The organism is Falsiphaeobacter marinintestinus (assembly GCF_007923355.1).
Lineage (GTDB): Bacteria > Pseudomonadota > Alphaproteobacteria > Rhodobacterales > Rhodobacteraceae > Phaeobacter_A > Phaeobacter_A marinintestinus.
In genome coordinates, this window is record NZ_VOGO01000010.1 from 85,805 (window position 1) to 102,781 (window position 16,977).

Annotated in this window: 19 protein-coding genes; 4 read left to right on the forward strand and 15 right to left on the reverse strand. The window is 57.5% G+C overall.

What is annotated here, in order from left to right:
* Positions 1-150 precede the first annotated feature (150 nt).
* From infB to pip, 6 genes are all read right to left on the reverse strand, one after another.
* The gene (gene infB / locus FOY56_RS18710; protein WP_146347586.1) at positions 151-2,664 is read right to left on the reverse strand and encodes a translation initiation factor IF-2; all 2,514 of its coding nucleotides are present in this window, start codon (positions 2,662-2,664) and stop codon (positions 151-153) included.
* A gap of 8 nt (positions 2,665-2,672) precedes the next feature.
* A complete protein-coding gene (locus tag FOY56_RS18715) occupies positions 2,673-3,293 on the reverse strand; it encodes an RNA-binding protein (protein ID WP_146347588.1) in 621 nt (206 codons plus the stop codon).
* Positions 3,294-3,317: 24 nt separating this feature from the next.
* On the reverse strand, positions 3,318-4,940 hold the full coding sequence (nusA, locus tag FOY56_RS18720) for a transcription termination factor NusA (protein WP_146347590.1): 1,623 nt from the start codon (positions 4,938-4,940) through the stop codon (positions 3,318-3,320).
* Positions 4,940-5,530 (reverse strand): ribosome maturation factor RimP, encoded by a 591-nt coding sequence (gene rimP / locus FOY56_RS18725; protein WP_146347592.1) that lies wholly within the window; start codon positions 5,528-5,530, stop codon positions 4,940-4,942. Before rimP ends, nusA begins: the two co-directional genes overlap by 1 nt.
* Before the next feature lie 195 nt (positions 5,531-5,725).
* On the reverse strand, positions 5,726-6,565 hold the full coding sequence (locus FOY56_RS18730) for an ABC transporter substrate-binding protein (RefSeq protein ID WP_146347594.1): 840 nt from the start codon (positions 6,563-6,565) through the stop codon (positions 5,726-5,728).
* Positions 6,562-7,539 (reverse strand): prolyl aminopeptidase, encoded by a 978-nt coding sequence (gene pip / locus FOY56_RS18735; RefSeq protein WP_146347595.1) that lies wholly within the window; start codon positions 7,537-7,539, stop codon positions 6,562-6,564. Before pip ends, FOY56_RS18730 begins: the two co-directional genes overlap by 4 nt.
* A gap of 49 nt (positions 7,540-7,588) precedes the next feature.
* Here pip and ubiG point away from each other — a divergent pair, with 49 nt between their 5' ends.
* Entirely contained in the window at positions 7,589-8,335 is a 747-nt protein-coding gene (ubiG, locus tag FOY56_RS18740; RefSeq protein WP_146347597.1) for a bifunctional 2-polyprenyl-6-hydroxyphenol methylase/3-demethylubiquinol 3-O-methyltransferase UbiG, read from the forward strand.
* On the opposite strand, the gene FOY56_RS18745 is transcribed toward ubiG, so the two are convergent.
* The 4 genes from FOY56_RS18745 to FOY56_RS18760 are packed head-to-tail and all read right to left on the reverse strand — an operon-like array spanning position 8,336 to position 10,665.
* Positions 8,336-8,776, reverse strand: a complete 441-nt coding sequence (locus FOY56_RS18745; RefSeq protein ID WP_146347736.1) for a MarR family winged helix-turn-helix transcriptional regulator — start codon at positions 8,774-8,776, stop codon at positions 8,336-8,338.
* An 11-nt stretch (positions 8,777-8,787) separates the two neighbouring features.
* Complete coding sequence (locus FOY56_RS18750) at positions 8,788-9,618, reverse strand: carbon-nitrogen hydrolase family protein (RefSeq protein WP_146347599.1); 831 nt, start codon at positions 9,616-9,618, stop codon at positions 8,788-8,790.
* Positions 9,615-9,875 carry a glutaredoxin 3 gene (gene grxC, locus FOY56_RS18755; RefSeq protein ID WP_146347601.1) on the reverse strand — a complete coding sequence of 87 codons (261 nt, stop codon included), beginning with the start codon at positions 9,873-9,875 and terminating at the stop codon, positions 9,615-9,617. Before grxC ends, FOY56_RS18750 begins: the two co-directional genes overlap by 4 nt.
* A gap of 37 nt (positions 9,876-9,912) precedes the next feature.
* On the reverse strand, positions 9,913-10,665 hold the full coding sequence (locus FOY56_RS18760) for a ComF family protein (protein WP_146347603.1): 753 nt from the start codon (positions 10,663-10,665) through the stop codon (positions 9,913-9,915).
* On the opposite strand from FOY56_RS18760, the gene FOY56_RS18765 reads away from it, so the two are divergent.
* Positions 10,659-11,474 carry a methyltransferase domain-containing protein gene (locus FOY56_RS18765; protein ID WP_146347605.1) on the forward strand — a complete coding sequence of 272 codons (816 nt, stop codon included), beginning with the start codon at positions 10,659-10,661 and terminating at the stop codon, positions 11,472-11,474. The two genes, FOY56_RS18760 and FOY56_RS18765, sit on opposite strands and share 7 nt — an antisense overlap.
* 60 nt (positions 11,475-11,534) lie before the next feature.
* On the forward strand, positions 11,535-12,587 hold the full coding sequence (hemH, locus tag FOY56_RS18770; RefSeq protein WP_146347607.1) for a ferrochelatase: 1,053 nt from the start codon (positions 11,535-11,537) through the stop codon (positions 12,585-12,587).
* A 72-nt stretch (positions 12,588-12,659) separates the two neighbouring features.
* Here the strand turns inward: hemH and FOY56_RS18775 are convergent, their stop codons facing one another.
* Together FOY56_RS18775 and FOY56_RS18780 are read right to left on the reverse strand one after the other, a co-directional pair.
* Complete coding sequence (locus FOY56_RS18775; protein ID WP_146347609.1) at positions 12,660-12,842, reverse strand: hypothetical protein; 183 nt, start codon at positions 12,840-12,842, stop codon at positions 12,660-12,662.
* Positions 12,843-12,975: 133 nt separating this feature from the next.
* Positions 12,976-13,581: a L,D-transpeptidase gene (locus FOY56_RS18780; protein WP_146347611.1), complete on the reverse strand. Its 606-nt coding sequence runs from the start codon at positions 13,579-13,581 to the stop codon at positions 12,976-12,978.
* Positions 13,582-13,752: 171 nt separating this feature from the next.
* On the opposite strand from FOY56_RS18780, the gene dalA reads away from it, so the two are divergent.
* A complete protein-coding gene (gene dalA / locus FOY56_RS18785; RefSeq protein ID WP_146347613.1) occupies positions 13,753-14,268 on the forward strand; it encodes a divisome-associated lipoprotein DalA in 516 nt (171 codons plus the stop codon).
* Positions 14,269-14,281: 13 nt separating this feature from the next.
* Here the strand turns inward: dalA and FOY56_RS18790 are convergent, their stop codons facing one another.
* The 3 genes from FOY56_RS18790 to FOY56_RS18800 all read right to left on the reverse strand — a co-directional run bounded on the left by FOY56_RS18790 (position 14,282) and on the right by FOY56_RS18800 (position 16,894).
* A complete protein-coding gene (locus FOY56_RS18790; protein WP_146347614.1) occupies positions 14,282-14,782 on the reverse strand; it encodes a L,D-transpeptidase family protein in 501 nt (166 codons plus the stop codon).
* A gap of 62 nt (positions 14,783-14,844) precedes the next feature.
* Positions 14,845-15,645 (reverse strand): ion transporter, encoded by an 801-nt coding sequence (locus FOY56_RS18795; RefSeq protein WP_146347616.1) that lies wholly within the window; start codon positions 15,643-15,645, stop codon positions 14,845-14,847.
* Positions 15,646-15,661: 16 nt separating this feature from the next.
* Entirely contained in the window at positions 15,662-16,894 is a 1,233-nt protein-coding gene (locus FOY56_RS18800) for a class I SAM-dependent RNA methyltransferase (RefSeq protein ID WP_146347618.1), read from the reverse strand.
* Positions 16,895-16,977 lie beyond the last annotated feature (83 nt).

Consider the following 16,977-nt stretch of genomic DNA (forward strand, 5'->3'; position numbering starts at 1 on the left):
TTCAGCCGACGAACTGATCCAGATTCGCATTTGAATACAAAAAGGGGCAGGTTTCCACGACCTGCCCCTTTTTGTTGGGCAAGCCCCAGATACCAAAAAGCCCCGGCCGATCTGGCCGAGGCTTTTGTTTTTTTGATCAGTAAGCCCAGATCAGGCGAGTGTCCGTGTCACTTCCTCACGCTCGAAAATCTCGATCACATCGCCGGGGCGAATGTCATCGTAGTTGTCAAACGCCATACCGCATTCCTGACCCGACTGAACTTCGGACACTTCATCCTTGAAGCGTTTCAGGGTCTTCAGCGTTCCTTCGTGGATCACCACGTTGTCGCGCAGAAGGCGGACACCTGCAGAACGGCGCGCGACGCCTTCGGTAACCAGACAGCCAGCAACCTTGCCGACGTTGGAGACCTTGAACACTTCCTTGATCTGCGCATAGCCGATAAAGGTCTCGCGGATCTCGGCGCTGAGCAGGCCCGATGCGGCAGCTTTCACGTCGTCGACAAGGTCGTAGATAACCGAATAGTACCGGATTTCCACGCCCTTCTGGTTGGCTGTGTTCCGAGCCGAGGCATTGGCACGGACGTTAAAGCCCATAACCGGCGCACCGGAAGCTTCGGCCAGACCGATATCGGATTCGGTGATCGCACCAACACCGTAGTGAAGAACACGCACACGAACTTCGTCGTTGCCGATTTTCTCCATCGCCTGAACGATAGCTTCTGCCGAACCCTGCACGTCGGCTTTGACCAGGATCGGCAGTTCGGACACGGTTTCGTCGTCCTTGGCCTTCTGCATCAACTGTTCAAGCGTTGTCGCAGCACCAGCCGCAGCACGTTTGTCTTTGGCAGCGTTGGCACGATATTCCGCAATCTCACGAGCCTGCGCTTCGGTCTCGGTCACGTTCAAAACATCACCTGCTTCAGGTGTGCCGTTCAGGCCCAAAACTTCGACAGGAACCGACGGGCCTGCTTCTTTGACCCGATCACCCTTGTCGTTAATCAGCGCCCGAACTTTACCGTACTGCTCGCCCACGACGAAGATATCGCCCTGTTTTAGCGTACCGTTCTGAATCAGAACCGTCGCGACCGGCCCACGGCCCACATCAAGCTGCGCTTCGATCACGGCACCTTGCGCCGCGCGATCTGGGTTGGCGTGAAGTTCCAGAAGTTCTGCCTGCAGCGCGATGGCTTCCAGAAGTTGATCCAGACCAGCGCCGGTAATTGCCGAGACTTCAACATCCTGCACATCGCCGGACATCTTTTCGACGATCACTTCGTGCTGCAGCAGGTCGGTCCGTACCTTGTCAGGATTGGCGTCCGGCTTGTCACACTTGTTGATCGCAATGATCATCGGCACTTCTGCAGCCTTGGCGTGGTTAATGGCTTCGATGGTCTGCGGCATAACCGCGTCATCGGCAGCAACAACCAGAACCACGATATCCGTCACCTGCGCTCCGCGCGACCGCATCGACGTAAACGCAGCGTGGCCCGGCGTATCAAGGAAGGTCAGGACAGCACCGTCGTCAGTCTTCACCTGATAAGCACCGATATGCTGTGTGATACCGCCAGCTTCGCCGGAAACGACTCTTGCGTTGCGAATCGCATCCAGAATCGACGTCTTGCCATGGTCGACATGGCCCATAACGGTGACAACCGGCGGACGCGGCTTAAGGTTGTCGTCGTCGTCTTCAACCTGCTGAATGACATGTTCGACATCCGAGTCCGAAACACGGACAACTTTATGACCGAATTCTTCGATAATCAGTTCAGCAGTGTCAGCATCGATAGTCTGGTTCTGCGTGACCATCATGCCCATCTGCATCAGTGATTTGACAACTTCACCCACACGCTCGGCCATACGGTTCGCCAGCTCGGACACAACAATCGCTTCGGGCAGCTGGACGTCACGGACCACCTTTTCCCGTTCAACAGTGCCCAGCGCCTTAAGACGAGCGCGTTCCTGCTTGCGTTTCATTGCGGCCATCGACCGATGGCGGCCGCCTTCGGCCCCCGACATCGCCTGGTTCAGCGTCAGCTTGCCAGAACGGCGACCATCATCGCGACCACGATTGTTGCGGCCACGTTCGTCGCGTTCCCGATCCGACTTGCGAGGTGTCTGCGGCTGTCCACCTGCCGGTTTGTTGGCACCGACGTTACGCGGCGCATCGGCCTTGCCGGCCTCGGGCTTGGCAGATGCTGCGGCAGCGTCGGCAGCTGCGCGCTTGGCAACATCTTCCGACTCTTTACGCTTGCGCTCTTCTTCTTCGGCCTTGGCTTTGGCACGTTCTTCAGCTTCGCGCTGTTCACGTTCCTTGGCTTCCAGCTCGGCCCGGCGACGGGCGCGTTCTTCTTCACGCGCCTTTTCGTTCGCGGCCCGCTCTGCGGCCTCTTCGACCTCGCGCGCTTTCGCGGCTTGTACAGCTTTCAGCCGGCGCGCCATCTCGGCGTCTGAAATCCCGGCAGGGCGGCGCGACGGATCTCCTGATCCGGCCGTCCCAACTCCACTGGATTTGCCTGCGCCCGGCTTGGGAACCACGACGCGTTTCCGCTTGGTCTCCACCACGACATTCTTGGTCCGTCCGTGGCTGAAACTCTGTTTCACGTTCCCCGAACGGGGACCGCCACCACGAAGACCCAATGTCTTTTTGCCGTCAGTATCGCTCATAAAGCTCTTTATCCTTCCCGGTGGCCCCTGCCACCGTCATCTTTTCGCAATCCACGCAGGCGCTGCGCTTCCTCTACAACACGTTGACTGAGTCCACCAGAGGCGAGCGCAGCATGTATTACAGAATGACGGCCAAAGGCCATTCCAAGCTCATCTGCCGATAACCAGCCAATATATGTCCCCAAATGGGGTGTGCTGAGTTTCGACTTGCCCCGCTCTGATCCGTCAGTCGCCTGAATCAGAACCCGGGCCTCTTCCCTGTCGAGCCAGGATTTCACTTTCTCATAGCCCGCAACAGCCGCGCCGGACTTACGGGCAAGGCTGATCAGGTCGACCACGCGCCGCGCAAGTTGTTGTTCGACGTCGTTTACAAGGTCGGCGCGAACGCTGACCTGCATCTTCAGACCGCGTGCAAACATCTTTTTCGCAACAGCCTTGTCCAGAACATCCCTGTCCGCTGTCACATACACGCCGCGCCCGGGCAATTTGCCCAGGACGTCCGCCACGACCTGATCGTCTGGTCCGGCAACGAATCGGATCAGCCCCTGCTTTGGCTGCACCTCTCCCGTCACCACGCACTTGCGGTCAGGACCTTCGGTCCGATCTTTGTGAGCGCCGCCGCGACTCATTTCAGGTCCTACCGGGACCTGAGATCAGGCCCCGACCTCCACGGTTTCAGCATCGGCATCTTCTTCGGTCTCTTCCTCGGCCTCAAGATCAGCCGGATCAACCCAGCCCAGCAGAATACGTGCCGTCATGACCAAGTTCTGTGCCTCTTCCAACGACATGTCAAAGGGCTCAAGTATCCCGTCATCCTTGACCCGCTCTCCGTCGACCGTGGTCCAGCCACCGGCCAGTTCCCAGTCGGCACAGGTTGCAAAGTCTTCCAGCGTCTTCACATCATCCTTGGCCAGTGCTTCGATCATCTGGGGTGACAATCCGTCGAATTCAACCAGGCTGTCCTCAACACCCAAAGCGCGGGCGTTTTCCAGGGCCGCCTTGGCCTTTGCTTCCAGATAGTCACGGGCGCGGGCCTGCAGCTCTTGGGCGGTGCTGTCATCGACACCGTCAATCACAAGCAGTTCGTCCAGTTCGACATAGGCCACTTCTTCAAGGTTCGTGAACCCTTCAGAAACCAGAAGCTGTGCAAAGAATTCATCCAGATCCAGCGTTTCCATGAACAACTGCGTCCGCGCTTCGAATTCCTTCTGACGGCGGGCGCTTTCTTCCTCTTCCGTCATGATATCGATGTCGAGGTGAGTCAGCTGGCTGGCCAGACGCACGTTCTGACCGCGACGGCCAATCGCAAGCGAAAGCTGCTCTTCGGGAACAACAACTTCGATCTTGCCGGCTTCTTCGTCCAGAACAACCTTCGAAACTTCTGCCGGTTGCAGCGCATTCACCAGGAAGGTCGGCTGATCTTCGTTCCACGGGATGATGTCGATCTTTTCACCCTGCAGTTCATTAACCACGGCCTGCACGCGGCTGCCGCGCATACCAACACAAGCCCCCACCGGATCGATCGATCCATCATACGAAATCACGGCGATCTTGGCGCGCGAACCGGGATCCCGGGCAACTGCCTTGATCTCGATGATGCCGTCATAAATCTCGGGCACTTCCATCTTGAACAGTTCGGCCATGAATTCCGGCGCGGTGCGCGACAGGAAAATCTGCGGCCCGCGCACTTCGCGGCGCACATCCTTGATGTAGCAACGGATGCGGTCGTTCGGACGGTACGATTCGCGGCCGATCTTTTCGTTGCGACGCAGAATCGCTTCGCCCGCGCCAACATCGACGATGACGTTGCCGTATTCCTCGCGCTTGACGACGCCATTGATGATGGTGCCTGCACGATCCTTGAACTCTTCGAACTGACGATCACGCTCGGCTTCACGAACCTTCTGCAGGATCACCTGCTTGGCTGATTGCGCCGCGATCCGGCCCATTTCGACCGGCGGAACTTCTTCCACGAACGTGTCGCCGATCTGCGGGTCGCTCATGTATTGCTTGGCTTGCTCGACCGTGAACTCGGCCTGATAGTTTTCAAGCTCGTCATCTTCGACCACCGTGCGCACACGGGTAAACGTCGCCTTGCCAGTCTTGCGGTCAATCGACACGCGGATGTCCATCTCGGCGCCGTAACGGCTCTTGGCCGCCCGGGCGAGGCTTTCTTCCATCGCTTCGATCACCAGACCTGGCTCGATCATTTTCTCGCGGGCCACGGCCTCGGCGGTTTGCAACAGCTCCAGCTGGTTGGCGGATGTAATGGCCATCACATGTCCTCCTCAACGGACCCTTCGGTCTCTATATCGTCAAACTTGGTTTCATCGATTGCGCCCGCAGCTTTGCGCTGACGCAGCATTTCAGTGATCAGGTCGTCTGTCAGAACCAGCTTAGCATCACTCAGCCAGTCAAACTGCAACCCGATGGTCAGTTCTTCGCCCTGATCTTCGATATTGATCAGAACTTCGTCGCCTTCAACACCCGCCAGCATACCTTTGAAGCGGCGACGCCCGCCGACCAGCTCTGCGGTTTCCAGCTTGGCTTCATACCCTTCGAACATGTCGAAATCCTTCAGCCGGGTCAGAGGCCGGTCGATGCCCGGACTGGACACTTCCAGCGCATAGGCATCAAGAATCGGGTCTTCAACATCCAGAACCGCGCTGACGGCACTCGAGATTTCGGCGCAATCATCCACTTCAATGCCACCATCGGCCTTGTCGGCCATGATCTGCAACGTTGTGGTCTTGCCCGACATCAGCCGAATCCGTACCAGTTCAAACCCCATGTCTTCGATGACAGGAGTTATGATCTCGGCCAACCGCCGATCGATCGCTGCCTTTGCAATAAGGTCGTTGCTCATCTCGTCCAAACCCATCATCGGGCACAAAAAAACGGGCCCGCGGCCCGTTACACTTCCCCGGTGGTGCGTCCTGACCAGAGCCTGACGCGCCGCTGTTGAAAGGCCATATACGCCTCACATCCGCGTTCCGCAACCCCCCTGCTTCTTTCTTGTTTGAAATACCCCTGCCAAAGGCATCGCACCGCAGGGGCGATTTCAGGCGATCCACCACCGCTCAGCGATTCGCCCATCGTCCAACGCCCCGCGTGCACTTACCAACCGGGGCATGCCAATACCCGAACGCGCCGCCAGCGCCATGTCCTGTGCGGACGGGTGAAACAGGAACTCGCCCCGGCCCAGCAGACCTGTTGCATGCGGCAGCTCTGCCACGTCGACGAACCCGTCCCGCAACGCTTCAGCGCGGACCTTGGCATCCGGAATCACCACGATTTCAAACGTGTCAACCCAACCCGCATGCCCGGCCTTGTAATGGTCGCTGACTTTCTGAGCCAGAAAGTTCCGACCCTCCTGCGCACGGGTAACGTGGTAAACACCCGTCCCAACTGCTTTGGACAAAGGCCCATCGACAGACCCGCCCGGAGCAATGATCAGCCCGCTGTCCGCCAAAAGAAACGGCAGGTCTGGATTTCCGATATCCAGCGCAATTCGCAACGTCAGTTCACCGGTTGCTTCGACCGACACCAGGCCAGGGATGTCTTGCTGTGCCAGCGACATGGCCGCATCATCTGCCGTAAGTGCCGTCCCATCGTGAAAGGTCACATCCTTTCGCAAATCGAACTGCCAATCGCGCGCATCCGAACTGCCGACCCAAGCCGTTGCCAACTCGGGCCGCAAGACCCCATCAGGCCCAATCTCTGTCAGCGAATCATACACCGCACCGCGCGCCGCAGTCTCAAGACTGCCGTCATCCCGTGGGACAGCCAGACGCAGGCGACCGCCTTCACGCGGCTTGGCATCCGGCGTCAGACCTGTCGCCGCAAGCAACGCAGCGGCTGCACCCGAGGTGAATAAGGCACGACGGTCGATTCGGGTCATGTCAGGGCTTCCCCGATCTGATCCATGACCCGCACCAGTTCGGCGCTGATTCCGGGTTCGGACAAGGCGTGCCCCGCATTGCGGACCATCTTAAGCTCTGACGCAGGCCAAAGCTCGCTCACCCGATATGCAGAAACCGGTGGGCAGATCATGTCATAGCGGCCTTGCACGATGACACCGGGAATATGCGAAATCCGCCCCATGTTGGCGAGGATCTGACCATCGAACTCCAAAAACCCGCCATGGGTGAAATAGTGATTCTCCAGACGTGCAAACGCCCGTGCATAATCTCCGGGGCTTTCACCCGTTCCGCCGGTTGAATGAATGGACGCCAAAGCGTTTTCCCACGCCGACCACGCGCGACCGAAGCGGACTTCCATCGCTCGATCACCCGAAAACAGACGTTTGTTGTACGCTTTGATCAAATCACCACGTTCGTCCTCAGGGATAGGCGACACGAAATTCGCCCAGGTTTCGGGCCAGAATTTTCCAGCCCCGCCCCCGTAAAACCAGTCCAGCTCGGTCTGAGTCATCAGGAACACGCCGCGCAGGACCAATTGGGCGACACGCTCGGGATGCGACTGCGCGTAGATCAGTGACAACGTCGCGCCCCAGCTACCGCCAAAAACGATCCAGCTATCGATGTCCAGATCGGATCGGATTCGTTCGATATCAGCAACCAGATGCCAGGTGGTATTGTTTTCCACCCCGGCGTGCGGTCGAGACCGTCCACATCCGCGCTGATCGAAAAGAATGATCCGATAAACCTTTGGATCGAAGTACCGCCGCATTGCGGGGCTGCACCCACCGCCTGGGCCGCCATGCAGCACCACAACCGGCATGCCGTCGGGGTTGCCGCATTGCTCCATATAAATGCGGTGCCCCTGCCCAACATCCAGCACACGCTGATCAAAAGGTTCGATCGGCGGATGCAGATATTGGACTGCGCGCTTTTGGTCCGGGTACTTGTCCATTACAGCCCTATATAAACTCCTGAGAGTAAAGAAGCGAATGGAGACTAGAATGCAAGTGTCTCAAACCACTGTCGACCCCGCTGAGGTCGCGAAATTCGAGGCAATGGCCGCCGAGTGGTGGGATCCCGCCGGGAAATTCAAACCACTTCATATGCTGAACCCCTGCCGGTTGGACTACATCACCAGCCAGATCGCGGGTGAGTTCGACCGGGATCTGACTGCACCCAAGCCGTTCGAAGGGCTTCGCCTTCTGGATATCGGCTGTGGCGGCGGGCTTTTATCTGAACCGATGGCTCGCTTGGGCGCGACGGTCGTGGGCGCTGATGCCGCTGCTGGTAACCTGCCTGTGGCGCGCATTCACGCCGAACAATCGGGGCTGGATATCGATTACCGCCATACCACCGCCGAAGACATGGCCGCAGCCGGTGAACGGTTTGACGTTGTGCTAAACATGGAAGTTGTCGAACACGTTGCCGATCCTTTGTCGTATCTGACCGCCTGCCATGACCTACTCGAACCGGGCGGGCTGCAACTGTGTTCGACGATCAACCGCAACCCGAAATCTTATGCCATGGCAATCTTCGGGGCCGAAGTTGTGATGCGCTGGCTGCCACGCGGTACGCATGACTGGTCGAAATTTATCACACCGGACGAATTGTACGATCTGATGCGTCAGGCCGGATTGGACCCGGTCGACCGCAAGGGATTCGTGTTCAACCCAATCAGCTGGGCATGGAGCCTGTCCGACCGCGATCTGAGCGTGAATTATGTCACCGCCAGCCTCAGGCCGGCCTGATCACTCGTCTTCTAATCGCAGACGCAGTTCGCGCAACACAGGCAGTACGGCGCGCACCTTGTCGGGGCCAACGTCGTCAACAAGTTCATTTATCATCGGCGCGACCGCGTCGATTGCCTGTTCCCGGGCGCGTTTGCCTGCCGGGCTGATCGCGACCATCTTGCGCCGCGCATCATCCCAGTCGGGGCGAATGTGGATGTAACCCGCCCATTCCAGCTTGTTCAGGGTGTTGGTCATCGCGCCGCGCGTCACATGAAATGTTTTGGCCAGCTGCGCAGGCGTACGTTCGGCATGGATAAACACAAGATGGTTCAGAACCGAGAAATGCGAGATTTCCATGCCTTTGGGCAGAACCCGGCTTAGCCGGTTCCGAAGGAGCTGATCCGAGGTCAGCATTTCGCTGAACAGCGATACAGCTAAGGCATTGGTGTCGTCGGTCATGGTTTTCTGGGTCACGGTCCCTCAAACGGACGGATATGGGTCAGTGACGGCACCTTTCGCCGGGCTTCATCGACCGCCGCATCGTTTATGTCAATGATATGAACGCCCTCAGCTTTTCCACCGTCGGCCAAAACCTCGCCCCACGGCGAGATCGCCAAGCTATGCCCATGGGTTCGCCGCTGTTTTCCGTGCGTGTGCGGATGGGTGCCGGTTTGGGTCGGGGCCAGCACATAACATCCGGTTTCGATCGCCCGGGCGCGCAGCAAAGATTCCCAATGCGCGGCACCGGTAACGGGTGAAAACGCCGCCGGAACCGTCAGGATCCGCGACCCGGCTTGTGCCAAAGCCTGATACAGGTGTGGGAACCGGATATCATAACAGACACTCATCCCGACCTTGCCAAACGTGGTGTCTGCAACCACGGCTTGCGAGCCGGGGCGATACCCGTCGGATTCGCGATAGGTTTCTTCCGGTGTGACCTGCACGTCGAACATGTGAATCTTGTCATAGCGCGCCACAATCTGACCCGCAGGACCGACCATAATGGAACGATTGGCAAACCGCCCATCCGCATCATGCGTCTTTAGCGCCAGAGATCCGATCAACAACCAGATTTCCAGCTCTTCCGCCTGTTGCCGCAGGGCGGCCAATGTCGGATCTTGATCTTCGTGGCGTAAAACCGCGTTCTGATGCGACCGGCTGGACGACAAACAGTTCGTCACCTCGGGCGTCAGAATAAATTCTGCACCTTCAGCCGCAGCTTCGGCAATGGCCCACTGGATCTTGGGCAAGTTCGCGTCAGGATCATCCCCGGAACACAGCTGGATCAGAGCAGCTATCATGTATCTGCCAAAAGCGCGTCCAGCTTGCCGCCACGCTCCAGATCCATCAGGTCGTCACATCCGCCAACATGGGTTTCACCGATAAAGATCTGCGGAACGGTACGTCCACCATTGGCACGCTGAATCATTTCAGGCTTGCGGCTGGGGTCGGCGAACACATCGATCTCGGAAAAGGTCACGCCCTTCTTTGACAGCAGGCGTTTGGCCATGTGGCAAAAGCCACAAAGCGGCGAAGTATAGATTTCGACTGGTTGCATGTCCGGTGTCCTTTGGCTGCTGTCTTTTGTCAGCCATTTAGGTCTCCTTTGCAACGCGTGCCAGTACCAACACCCTGACTTCGGCGGCTCCGGCAGCGAGACAGGCATCCGAACAGGCCGCCAAAGTCGCACCCGAGGTCATCACATCATCGATCAGCAGGATACCGCGCCCCTCGATCAAACTCTGCCTTCTGGGATGCGCGATAATGACGCCATCAAGGGCGACGGCCCGTTCGGTCACGCTTTTCCCGTCCAACATCGGCGTTCGTTTGCGTCGCAACAACAAATCCGGGCAATGGCCAAGCCCGGTTACTTTGGCCAATTGCTGAGCCAGCAAAGCCGACTGATTATAGCGGCGTTTCACAAATCGCATCCAATGCAAGGGAACAGGCGCGATCAGCAGACTATCCTCCAGGATAGGTCTTGCCGCCCGCGCCATCCAAAGCGCCGCCGGTTTTGCGATTTCAGGCCGGTCGCCATGTTTCAAAGCCAACACCAAACGCCGCGCCCGATCCTTGTACAGCAATGCCGCGCGCCCCTCGCTCCACGGGCGTGGCATGGCCATGCAATCATCACACTCGATCCGGTACCCATCGGCCGCTCCAGGCAACGGAACGCCACAACTTTCGCACACGACCCCGCCGATAAACGGCGTGTCCCGCCAGCAGACCCCGCACAGGCCGAAATCGCTGTCGACCATCTCGCCGCACCCCAGACAACGCGGCGGATATAACAGTTCAACAGCGGTTTGAATCTGCGCCCGCAAAGCTCTAGGTTCCGCCCATGACATCCGCACCGCTCCTGTTCGACCGCACATCCTTGACCACCCACCGTTCCCGCGTAACCGAGGACGGGCTGTTTTTGCATCGCTGGGCCTTGGATGATGTTCAGGATCGGCTGTTGATGGTTAACAGGTCGTTTACCTCACCTGCCATCGTCACACCTTTTCCGCAGGTCTGGGCAGCCGAGTTTCCCGACGCGCAGATCGTACCGGATGATGATACACTAAACCTGACCCCCGGCACGCATGATATGGTCATCCATGCCATGTGCCTGCATTGGGCAAATGATCCGGTCGGCCAGATCATTCAGTGTCGGCGTGCGTTAAAAGAAGACGGGTTCCTGCTGATTTTGATGCTGGGCGGCCAGACATTGCAGGAACTGCGCACAGTTCTGGGGCAGGCCGAGTCAGACGTAACCGGAGGCTTGTCCCCCCGAATCGTCCCGATGGGCGAGATTCGCGATCTGGGCGCATTGCTGCAACGCGCCGGGTTGGCCCTGCCAGTTGCGGACAGTGTAACGTTGACCGCTGAATATCGAGACCTGGTTCACCTGATTCACGACTTGCGCGCGATGGGTGAAACCAATGCGTTGCAGAACCGCTTGCGAAGACCCACAGGCCGCGCTGTCTTTGATCGTGCCGATGCGCTGTACCGCGAGCATTTCGGCAAGAATGGAAAGCTGCCTTGCACGTTCGAAATCGTCTGTCTGACCGGGTGGTCCCCCTCTGAAAGCCAACCCAAGGCATTGCGCCCCGGATCGGCAAAAACCCGGCTGGCCGAGGCCCTTGGAACGTCCGAAACCAAATTGTCCGATTGACCTGCGCCGATTTCCGATTAACTCACGTCAAACCCAAGCAAAACCAGCCCGGAGAGATCCATGTCCGACGTTTCCCGCCCCATTCACGCGCCGGCTGACCATCCGTCGTTTCCGCGCCCGAAAATCGGTGTGCTGCTGGCCAACCTTGGAACGCCAGACAACCACGATTATTGGTCTATGCGGCGGTATCTGAACGAGTTTCTGTCAGACAAACGAGTGATCGATATCCCGGATTGGAAATGGCAGCCATTGCTGCAGCTGATCATCCTGACGAAGCGGCCGTTTTCCAGCGGAGCTGCATATCGGTCAATCTGGAACACCGAAGCGGACGAAAGCCCGCTTATGACGATCACCAAACAGCAAACGGCTGCGATCTCTGCCACCATGCAAGCTGAGTTCGGCGATGAGGTGATGGTCGATTTCTGCATGCGCTATGGCAACCCGTCGACCCCGTCCAAGGTCCGCGCCATGGTTGAAGCCGGATGCCAGAAGATATTGTTTTTCCCGCTTTACCCGCAATATGCAGGCGCAACGACGGCCACCGCCAATGACAAGTTCTTTCAGTCTTTGATGACTGAAAACTGGCAACCAGCCGCCCGCACGGTGCCCGCCTATTTCGACCATCCGGCATATGTTGATGCGCTGGCCCGGTCTATTGAGCGCGCCTATGCCAAGCTTGAGACGCGCCCTGATGTTCTGGTGTGTTCCTATCACGGGATGCCACTGCGATATCTGACCGCAGAAGGCGATCCGTATCACTGCCAGTGCGTTAAAACGACCCGTCTGCTGACCGAAAGGTTGGGCTGGGACAAAACCGAAATTGTGTCAACTTTCCAGTCGCGGTTCGGGTCGGAAGAGTGGCTTCAGCCCTATACAGTCGAAGAAGTCGCCCGGTTGGCAGAGTCCGGTAAGACCAGCATCGCTGTTTGCGCGCCCGCCTTTTCGGCGGATTGCATAGAAACGTTGGAAGAGATCAATGAAGAGATCCGCGACAGCTTTGTCGAAGCGGGTGGTAAAGAGTTTACCTATATCCCCTGCCTGAACGACGATGACGCACACATTGCCGCGCTGAGCACCGTGATCAAGGAAAACCTAGCTGGTTGGATCGGCTAGGCCAGCCACCCATCAGACATGAAAAAAGGCGATGGAAAACCACCGCCTTTTTCCGAAGTTGTCAGTCGACAATTACGAGCTTGCAATAGCCGCGCCGACGAGAACCAGCAGTACCAACGGCAACCAGATGCCGCTCGACGAGCTAGTTGCTTCTTCGACGATTACCGGTGCTTCAACAACCGGCTCAGCCAGGTTACCAGCTGTAGCGGTCGAAGCAGCAGCAGCCAGAGCAGCGGCGAGAACGAGTTTTTTCATTTTAACCTCCAGATATTGCGCGGACCTATAGACCGCGCAGCCAAGACTTACCTCGTGACTTTTTCTAACCAGCTAAACCGCCCAAATGCAAATGCTTGTTAGTCAATCCGAGGCGTGCGGCGGCGAAATGTCGTCAAATAAGCAACACCTGTGTGCCCACTTTAGTCAGTGAAAACAGCTCTGAGATGTGTTGGTTGTAAAGACCGATGCATCCGTTCGACGACTTGCGCCCGATCTTGCGCGTATCGTGTGTTCCGTGGATCCGATAGTACTTCCAACTTAGATACAATGCGTGCGTCCCAAGCGGATTGTCGGGGCCGGGTTCAATATAGGATGGCCATTCCGGGTTCCGCTTCTTCATCGACGGTGTTGGTGACCAGCTTGGGCCTTCCACTTTGCGAATCACACTGGTGCGCCCTCGGCGGGTCATTTCGTCGGTCAGAGGCACGCTGGACGGATACAGCTTGTACAGTGATTCGTCTTCCGACCAAAAATGCAGCGCACGCGATGTGGTGTCGACCAGAACGGCACCGTTCTTCAGGTTGCTGAAGTAAGGCCCCCAATGCAGCGCCTTAAAGCTAGAGATATTGCGCCGAACTGCTGGTTCCGGCTCGGGCTCGGGCCGCAAAGGATCATAGGTTTCTTCCTCTTCAGTCGCAAAAGCGGGGCTTCCGATCAAAGCGGCAGTTCCGGCCAGAAAGCGGCGGCGTGTCGGTGTGAACAGGGTTTTCTTCGACATGTGGTGCAGATCTCCCGGGGCTCTGGCAGTCAGATTCTGGCCTATAATATGGCCGGAAAGCTGCACTCGCAAATCAAACCACAGCGATCTTCAGATTTGACAGGGTTGTGAGTTTGCGCTCAACGCTTTGGCGGGCTAGATGCAATTGCGATTCAGAACGTAAGGTAGACCATGTTGCGTATCCTATCTCTGCTTTTGACCGGGCTTATTGTGCTCTCGGCCTGTGACACCTCAAACAGCACGTCCCAACTGGGCGCGGATGGCAAACCCTTGCCTCAGGTTTACAGAATTCGTGGCTCTGAAACGTCGAAAGTGCAGTTCCGGATTCTGGATTCAGTCAACGCTTTACGCACGGCGTCTGGTCTGAACACTGTCCAGCTGAACTCAAACCTGACAGCTGCCGCCGCAACCCATTCACGCGACATGTCTGTGCAAAACCGGCCTTGGCATTTTGGATCAGACGGATCGTCGCCCATCGACCGGGTCCGACGTGCTGGCTATACCGGCGCCATGTTGGGTGAAAACATCTCAGAAACGTACGAAACCGAGTTGGAAACGCTGGCTGCGTGGATGGAAGAACCCGGAACGCGATCGGTCATCATGGATCCCAACGCGGTCAATATGGGGTTCGCCTGGCACCAGGAATCCAGCGGCAAACTCTGGTGGACGATGATAATGGGCGGCTGACACCGCCCGATCATCAGGCGCGAAGCGAGATCAGCGTACCGGTTTGCACCATCGCATAGATCTGTTCGATTTCCTTGTTTTTCACAGCAATACAGCCTGCGGTCCAATCTGAACCTTTGGCTTTGCCTTTTGTGGGTTGGCCGTGAATAAAGATGTCACCGCCAGGCGACAGGCCCGCCGCTTTGGCCCGCGCGATATCCTGCGAGTTGGGGTAAGAAAGACCAACCGACAGATGAAAGCTGCTGTTCGGGTTACGACGGTCGATCAGATAAGTGCCTTCGGGCGTTTTGCCATCGCCCTTGAAATTCTTGTGTCCCACCGGCGCAAACCCAAGATCGACCTTATAGCTTTCAAGGATGTCTTCGTTGTGCAGCAAATACATGCTGCGCGCGCCCTTGTTCACCACAATAGATGTGACCGGGGGCCCGAAGTACCGCTGAAACTTGCTGGACTGGGTACAGCCAGCTATGGCCGCGGTGGCCAGCACCCCAATGCCAAATTCACGTCTAAGCATACCGTTACTCTTTTTTTAACTGCCTCGACGATTCTTTACACGATCTTCATGTGTTTTCGAAATCACATTTCTGCAGATCGGCCTTGCGTCGGCGAGACGCTGTCAACTTTGCGCTCAATCGCCTCAAGCCGCAACATCACCTCATCACGATAGGCCGCTGTCCGTTCCAGTTCTTCTGCATCATGTGCTTCCTGCATCGAGTTCACGATCAGGCCCACCAGCAGGTTCACCACTGCAAATGTGGTGATCATGATGAAGGGAACGAAGAATACCCAAGCATAAGGATAAACTTCCATCACCGGGCGGACGATTCCCATCGACCAGCTTTCCAGCGTCATGATCTGGAACAAGGAATAGGCAGACAGCGCCAGCGTCCCGAAAAAGTCAGGAAATGTTGACGCAAACAAATTGGTCGCAATGACCGAGCCGATGTAGAAGATGATCGCCATCAACAGGAACACGCTGCCCATTCCTGGCAGCGCAGTTATGAACCCTTCGACCACCCGTCGCAAACGCGGTGCAACTGAAATCACCCGCAGCACCCGCAGGATTCTGAGCGCGCGCAGAACCGACAGACCCTGACCCCCCGGAACAAGGGCGATTCCTACGATCACGAAATCGAACACGTTCCAGCCATTGGTAAAGAAGCGGGCGCGCTGCGCCACCATCTTCAGCCCGATCTCAACCACGAAGATCACCAGGCACAACCCATCGAGCACCTTGATCAATGGTCCCACCCGCTCCATGAGCGTGTCCGAGGTTTCCATCCCCAACAGCACCGCATTGACCACGATGACGGCGGTTATAAAGTTTCCGAACGCGGGTCCCTCAAGGACAGCGTCCAGTCGGGATCTGGTATCCATAGTGTTGGCTCCTGCCTCAGTCCTTGGTCATATGGGTCAGCGTAAAAGAAGCTGCAAGCTCCACATGCGCCGACCAGCGGAACTGATCGACGACCTGCACCCAATTCAGGCAATATCCGGCGTCCGTCAACGTTTTGGCGTCGCGCGCGAATGTAACAGGATTGCAGGACACATAGGCGATGACCGGCACCTGTGCCTGCACCAGTTCGGCCACCTGAGCATCAGCGCCTGCGCGCGGCGGATCAAGAACAACGGCTTCGAAGCTGGCCAGTTCATCCGGCAAAAGCGGCCTTCGGAACAAATCGCGTGTTTCAGTCGTGACTTTCTTAAGCCCTTCGGTAAACCGCCAACTGCGGTCCAACGCGTCGGTCATAACCGCATCACCTTCGACCGCATGTACCTGGGCCTGCTCAGCCAGCGGCAAACTGAATGTGCCGCACCCTGCAAAAAGGTCGGCAATGCGCCGGGCTGAACCGACGGTTTCACGCACTGCATCGAGCAAAGCTGCTTCGCCTTCGCGCGTGGCCTGAAGAAAACCGCCGGCTGGCGGCGTGACGGTGGCCTTGCCAAATACTTGTGTCGGTGCCTGCCGCATCGCGACAACTTCACCATCCCATGCCAAGCGGGCCAATCCGGTTTGCTCAACCAACTGAGCAAGTGCTGATTCCAAAGGTCCGTCCAATGGTTTGCCGCCGGTAACAGACAGATCCAGACCGCCACCAGAAGCGGTTACAGTGACAGCCAGCGCCGTCTTACGGCTTGCCCCCAGCACGGCCAGACGTTCACAGATGGGGATCGCGCCCAAAAGTTCGGGCATTAGCAATTGGCATTCGGGGATTTCAATGATCGTGTCAGACGCGCGGCCATGAAACCCGACCAATGCGCCCTTTTTGGTGCGCCGCACCGCCAGCGTCGCCCGCCGACGAGACCGTGCCGGAGAGGTTTTGATAGGGCGAAGATCGGTCTCAAGCCCCTGCGCACTCAGGGCTATACCAACTGTCTGTACTTTCCATTCCGCCACAAAATCGTCTGACGCATGTTGCAGTTGACACCCACCACAGGATTTATAGTGCCGACATGGCGGCTGCACGCGATGCTCTGATGGAGTTTCGATGCGAACTTCGCTTAACCGCGTGCCGTCCAGCGACCCCGTTACGGTTTCACCCGGCAAAGTCCGTGCCGCAAAAACAGGACCGGCAGCTATGCCGTCACCCTGATGACCCAATCGTTCAATCTGATAACTTTCCATGCAGGGTTTCTTGCCGTTAAGTTCGCCCGCTGTCGAGGTCCGACTGTACGTGCCGCACCTTCGCGGCCGATGTCAGATGCACG

Excerpts from the sequence above, each read along its gene's own strand:
- infB (WP_146347586.1), bottom strand. The coding sequence starts at position 2,664 with ATGAGCGATACTGACGGCAAAAAGACATTGGGTCTTCGTGGTGGCGGT.
- FOY56_RS18715 (WP_146347588.1), bottom strand. The coding sequence starts at position 3,293 with ATGAGTCGCGGCGGCGCTCACAAAGATCGGACCGAAGGTCCTGACCGC.
- nusA (WP_146347590.1), bottom strand. The coding sequence starts at position 4,940 with ATGGCCATTACATCCGCCAACCAGCTGGAGCTGTTGCAAACCGCCGAG.
- rimP (WP_146347592.1), bottom strand. The coding sequence starts at position 5,530 with ATGAGCAACGACCTTATTGCAAAGGCAGCGATCGATCGGCGGTTGGCC.
- FOY56_RS18730 (WP_146347594.1), bottom strand. The coding sequence starts at position 6,565 with ATGACCCGAATCGACCGTCGTGCCTTATTCACCTCGGGTGCAGCCGCT.
- pip (WP_146347595.1), bottom strand. The coding sequence starts at position 7,539 with ATGGACAAGTACCCGGACCAAAAGCGCGCAGTCCAATATCTGCATCCG.
- ubiG (WP_146347597.1), top strand. The coding sequence starts at position 7,589 with ATGCAAGTGTCTCAAACCACTGTCGACCCCGCTGAGGTCGCGAAATTC.
- FOY56_RS18745 (WP_146347736.1), bottom strand. The coding sequence starts at position 8,776 with ATGACCGACGACACCAATGCCTTAGCTGTATCGCTGTTCAGCGAAATG.
- FOY56_RS18750 (WP_146347599.1), bottom strand. The coding sequence starts at position 9,618 with ATGATAGCTGCTCTGATCCAGCTGTGTTCCGGGGATGATCCTGACGCG.
- grxC (WP_146347601.1), bottom strand. The coding sequence starts at position 9,875 with ATGCAACCAGTCGAAATCTATACTTCGCCGCTTTGTGGCTTTTGCCAC.
- FOY56_RS18765 (WP_146347605.1), top strand. The coding sequence starts at position 10,659 with ATGACATCCGCACCGCTCCTGTTCGACCGCACATCCTTGACCACCCAC.
- FOY56_RS18760 (WP_146347603.1), bottom strand. The coding sequence starts at position 10,665 with ATGTCATGGGCGGAACCTAGAGCTTTGCGGGCGCAGATTCAAACCGCT.
- hemH (WP_146347607.1), top strand. The coding sequence starts at position 11,535 with ATGTCCGACGTTTCCCGCCCCATTCACGCGCCGGCTGACCATCCGTCG.
- FOY56_RS18775 (WP_146347609.1), bottom strand. The coding sequence starts at position 12,842 with ATGAAAAAACTCGTTCTCGCCGCTGCTCTGGCTGCTGCTGCTTCGACC.
- FOY56_RS18780 (WP_146347611.1), bottom strand. The coding sequence starts at position 13,581 with ATGTCGAAGAAAACCCTGTTCACACCGACACGCCGCCGCTTTCTGGCC.
- dalA (WP_146347613.1), top strand. The coding sequence starts at position 13,753 with ATGTTGCGTATCCTATCTCTGCTTTTGACCGGGCTTATTGTGCTCTCG.
- FOY56_RS18790 (WP_146347614.1), bottom strand. The coding sequence starts at position 14,782 with ATGCTTAGACGTGAATTTGGCATTGGGGTGCTGGCCACCGCGGCCATA.
- FOY56_RS18795 (WP_146347616.1), bottom strand. The coding sequence starts at position 15,645 with ATGGATACCAGATCCCGACTGGACGCTGTCCTTGAGGGACCCGCGTTC.
- FOY56_RS18800 (WP_146347618.1), bottom strand. The coding sequence starts at position 16,894 with ATGGAAAGTTATCAGATTGAACGATTGGGTCATCAGGGTGACGGCATA.